The organism is Synechococcus sp. H70.1 (assembly GCF_047502705.1).
Classification (GTDB): Bacteria; Cyanobacteriota; Cyanobacteriia; order Thermostichales; family Thermostichaceae; genus Thermostichus.
This window is the reverse complement of sequence record NZ_JANSIV010000133.1, coordinates 18,953-22,976: the sequence shown is the minus strand read 5'-3', so window position 1 is coordinate 22,976 and position 4,024 is coordinate 18,953. Positions and strand designations below refer to the sequence as shown.

3 protein-coding genes are annotated in these 4,024 nt (G+C 63.3%); 2 read left to right on the top strand and 1 reads right to left on the bottom strand.

Going from position 1 to position 4,024, the window contains the following annotated elements:
- Positions 1 to 11: 11 nt before the first annotated feature.
- A complete protein-coding gene (locus NW827_RS09525; protein ID WP_414503622.1) occupies positions 12 to 1,340 on the bottom strand; it encodes a DUF1565 domain-containing protein in 1,329 nt (442 codons plus the stop codon).
- A gap of 153 nt (positions 1,341 to 1,493) precedes the next feature.
- Here NW827_RS09525 and NW827_RS09520 point away from each other — a divergent pair, with 153 nt between their 5' ends.
- Complete coding sequence (locus NW827_RS09520; RefSeq protein ID WP_414503621.1) at positions 1,494 to 2,726, top strand: pentapeptide repeat-containing protein; 1,233 nt, start codon at positions 1,494 to 1,496, stop codon at positions 2,724 to 2,726.
- A 103-nt stretch (positions 2,727 to 2,829) separates the two neighbouring features.
- Entirely contained in the window at positions 2,830 to 3,966 is a 1,137-nt protein-coding gene (locus NW827_RS09515) for an LptF/LptG family permease (RefSeq protein ID WP_414361292.1), read from the top strand.
- Positions 3,967 to 4,024 lie beyond the last annotated feature (58 nt).

Below are 4,024 nucleotides of genomic sequence, written 5' to 3'. Positions count from 1 at the left end.
GGTTTTTGTGTTTAAGACACTGAAATCCGCCCCCCCGAGCCCGCTGCGGGAGGGGGGAGGGGGGCCGTCGATTGCGGCACCGCCACCACCGGTAGGTTTGGGGAAGTTTCGGCTGGCTTGGCCGTCGCCGGCTGGGGATCCCTGCCGCTGCCGGGAGCCGGGGGAGCGCTGGGCAGCGTCAGGCCGCCGGCAGCAATGGGTGGCCGGGCGCTGCTGGGCAGGGCAGCAACCGTGGTTTGGCCCGCTAGATCCAGCTCCCCTTTGGTTTTGCCCGCCAGTTGGTTGCCGTTGGCGTTGAGGCGCAGGCCGCGGGTGGCGTTGTGGATGTCGTACTGGCCGTTGCCCTCAAAAATGTTGTTGCCGGGATCCGAGGCCGTGCCCAGATCGGGCTGGGCGTTGGTGATAGCTGTCAGGCCAGTCTCTAGGTTGCGGGCAATGAGATTGTTGCGCAAGATGGGCCGAGCGCTGCCGCCAACCACAATGCCGGTGCGGTTTTGCAGGATGCGGTTATTGCGCACCATCGGCGCCGAGCGCTGGTCGATGGTGAGGCCAAAGCCGGTCTCTTGGAAGAGGTTGTTGACAATGGTGGGCTGGGAGGTACCCAAGACAGAGATGCCGTTGGCCCCATTCTTGTAGAAGCGGTTGCCCTCTATCCAGGGGTTGGAGGCGCCGGCAATGAGAATGCCGTCGTGGATGCTGCCCACAAAGCTGTTGTTGAGAATGCGGGGGGAAGCCGATTCTATCCAGAGGGCATAGCCGCGCCGCCCCTGGTTGCGCAGGGTAACCCCGCGCACCTCTGAGCCGCTCTCGGCCACCAGGGCAACATTTTGCCGGGCCAAGGTCGGGCTCATGTAGGTGCCGCCGCCATCGATCAGGTAGCCCTCCCCTAGGGTGGACTCGTCCCCGCGCAAGATAAGGCCAGCTTTGAGGCGGATGGGGAAGACTTCGCCGCTTTCTGCGCTGTAGATCCCTGGCAGCAGCTGGATGATGCTGCCTGCTGGTGCTCGTCCAATGGCATGGGTGATGGTCTTGAAGGGGTTGTTGCGGGATCCATCCCCTTGGGTATCGCTGCCATTGGCGGCATCGACAAAAATGACAGGTCGGTCATCCGGCAGCGGCGGCGCCTGAGGCAGGGCCTGTTTCTCCACAAGGCTGGTGTCTAGGGAAGTCTGTGCCCAGCCAGGATCAAACTTCGCTGCCAGCAGCAAGGTGGTGCTCAGGAGGAAGGAAGCGGCTAGCCGCGTCAGCATTGTGGAACCCTGCGGCTGCAACCGCAAGTCAGGCAGGGCTGCTGTAAATTGGTGTTTGCCGGATTTCTGCAGACAAATCATAGGGCTCATTCTTCCACCAGGCTGGGCGAGAGAAGGAAGGAGGGTCGAGGTTATCCTACCAAACCTGACAGGCGGGATCCTGCCCTCTTCCCCAACCCCAGATACGGACTGACGCAAGCTTTTTTCGCAGATCTAACGCTACCCCTAGAGTATACCCTTGCCATGACCGAAGAAGCCCTTGCCCGCGAAGGCTCCTCCCAAGAGTTGCCCCTGGCTTCCCTCTCCTCTGGGCGCCCCCTGCTTAACCTGCTGCTGTTGGGGATCCCGGCGGGGCTGCTGGCGCTGGCGGAGTTGACGGGGCAGCCGGTTTTGGGCTGGGGGGCAGTGCTGGCTTGGCTGGGCTTGGCCGGCTGGTGGGGGCAGCCGCTTTGGGTGCAGATTGGGCGCGACCTCTGGCAGTGGCTAGCCACCTGGCCCAGCCTGGGATGGGCGGCGGCAGCCCTCAGCTTGGCCGTGGCAGGGGCAGTGGTCTGGGGTGGGGTTCTCTCAACCCTGCGATCCCTGAGCTGGGAGGCGATTGGGGCTTTGGGGGAGGTGTTTGGCGCTACCGGGCAGATCCTCATCGCTCTCCTGGCCGCCTATATTGCCTGGCGGCAGTACGTCATCTCCCGCGACCTCACCATCCAGCAGAACACCATCACCCAGCAGCAGACCATCGACGCCTACTTCGAGGGCATTTCCAACCTGGTTCTCTCCCCTGACGGGCAGTTGGACGACTGGCCCCTGGAGCGGGCCATTGCGGCCGGGCGCACGGCGGCCATCTTGAACGGCGTGGATCGCTTTGGCAAAGCCAAGATCCTGCGCTTCCTCTCCACCGCTAACTTGCTTAGCCCCCTGCGCCGCGACGAACACCTGGGCCGGCCCATTTTGGACGGCAAAGGCGGCTACCAGCGGGATCGCGTCAATGGTATCCGCGTGGTTAACCTGGGCACCATGCTGGAAGGGGCCGACCTACATGGCACCCTGTTGCGGGGGGTGGATTTCAGTGAAGCCAGCCTGGAAGGAGCTGACCTGCGGGGTTGCGATCTTAGCCACACCAACCTCTGTGGAACCAATCTGCGCAATGCCGACCTGCGCGGGGCCGATCTCTACCGCGCTTTGCTGTTTGTGGGATCCTTCCAGACGGCCTCTCCCGCCCAGCCAGGGCAAAAGCCCGATTTCAAAACAGGAGCCTACACCGGCGCCATCGTGGCGGGAGCAGATTTCCGCGGCGCCCGTCGCCTTTCTCCTGAGCAGCGCGCTTACCTAGCCGCCTGGGGGGCCAAACTGGATCCCGGCCCTTCACCCCCCAATTCCCGCTTGGATCCCGGCGGCAACAGCGAGCCCTTACCTCCTCCTGGCGAGCCGCCAGCCTCCCTGAAGCCCCGCTCCAGAGCCAATGGCCAGCAAGTTTAACGCCAGCGCTGCTGGGATCATTGCAGTAGGGGCTGGGGGTGGGGGCCTGCCGGCGAGTTGTTCACGCTAGCTTGAAATAGCCCCCATCCCTCAACTTTTGCCCATGGCCCGCTTGTTCACCAAGTTCTGGCTGCTGGAGCGCTACCTGTTTGGACAGATGCTCACCCCCCTTTTGGCCGGCCTTGCTGGAGGAACCCTGCTGCTTTTGGCGGGCCGGCTCTTTACCCTCGCCGAGCGGCTGGTTGAGGGATCCGTGCCCCCCCTGACGGTGCTGCAGCTCTTGATGTTGGATCTGCCGGAGATGGTGGTGCTGGGCATGCCCATTGCCGCTTTTTTTGCCACCCTACTCACCTTGGGCAACCTAAGCGGCAACAGCGAGATTACCGCCATGCGGGCAGCCGGGATCCCGTTTACGCGCATTTTTCGTCCCCTGTTGCTGGTGGGACTGCTCCTGAGCCTGAGCGCTTTTTTAATCAGCAACGTCCTCCTGCCGGCCAGCAAACGGGAAATCCGCCGCATTGACCAGCAGGCGCTCCTGGCCCAGGCTACAAGCCCGGTCCAATACGACGTCTTCTTCAAAACCACTGCCGTTGGCGGGACGGAGTCCCTAGACAACCTCTGGTTTTTCATTCGCCAGGTGGATCCGCGGCTGAATACCATGCAGGATGTCACTATCCTGCGGGTGGATCCCCTGCCAGGGGGCAAGTACCGGTTGGCGGAAGTGACCCTGGCGGCCCAGGCAGTGTGGAACGGCCTGGACTGGACCCTCAGCGAAGGGGTGACTCACCACTACGGCCCGGACGGCCTCAGCCTGGCCGAAGAGCCCTTCGACCGCAAGCCACTGGCGGTCTCCCAAGATCTGGCCGCCCTGTTGCAGCCGCCAGTTCCCCCCAACGAGCTCAGCCTACCAGAGCTGGCGGAGCGCATCTCCCGCTTGGCCCGCTCCAACCTCGATACCCAGGCGCTGCGCACCGAGTTCCACATGCGCTTTTCCCTGCCTCTAGCCAGCTTCTTTGCCGTGCTGATTTCCCTTCCCCTAGGATCCAGCACCGCTCGCCGTGTGGGCCGCTACGGCGGCGCCGTCTTGGGGATCCTGCTGGTGTTTGCCTACTACGTGGTGCTGAGCGTATCGCGCAGCCTGGGAGAAGCAGGAGCCCTTCCCCCTTGGGTGGCAGCCTGGAGCTTTAACCTCCTCTTTGGCGGCCTTGGCCTACTACTGTTGGCCCGTTTCTTGCGCTAGGGAGGTCGGCTTCAAGGAACAGCTGGTGCCCTAGAAAGCGCAGCAGTTATGCCCAGGG

What these genes read in the sequence shown, in the direction of transcription:
- NW827_RS09525 (WP_414503622.1), bottom strand. Translation starts at nt 1,340, where the DNA reads ATGAGCCCTATGATTTGTCTGCAGAAATCCGGCAAACACCAATTTACA.
- NW827_RS09520 (WP_414503621.1), top strand. Translation starts at nt 1,494, where the DNA reads ATGACCGAAGAAGCCCTTGCCCGCGAAGGCTCCTCCCAAGAGTTGCCC.
- NW827_RS09515 (WP_414361292.1), top strand. Translation starts at nt 2,830, where the DNA reads ATGGCCCGCTTGTTCACCAAGTTCTGGCTGCTGGAGCGCTACCTGTTT.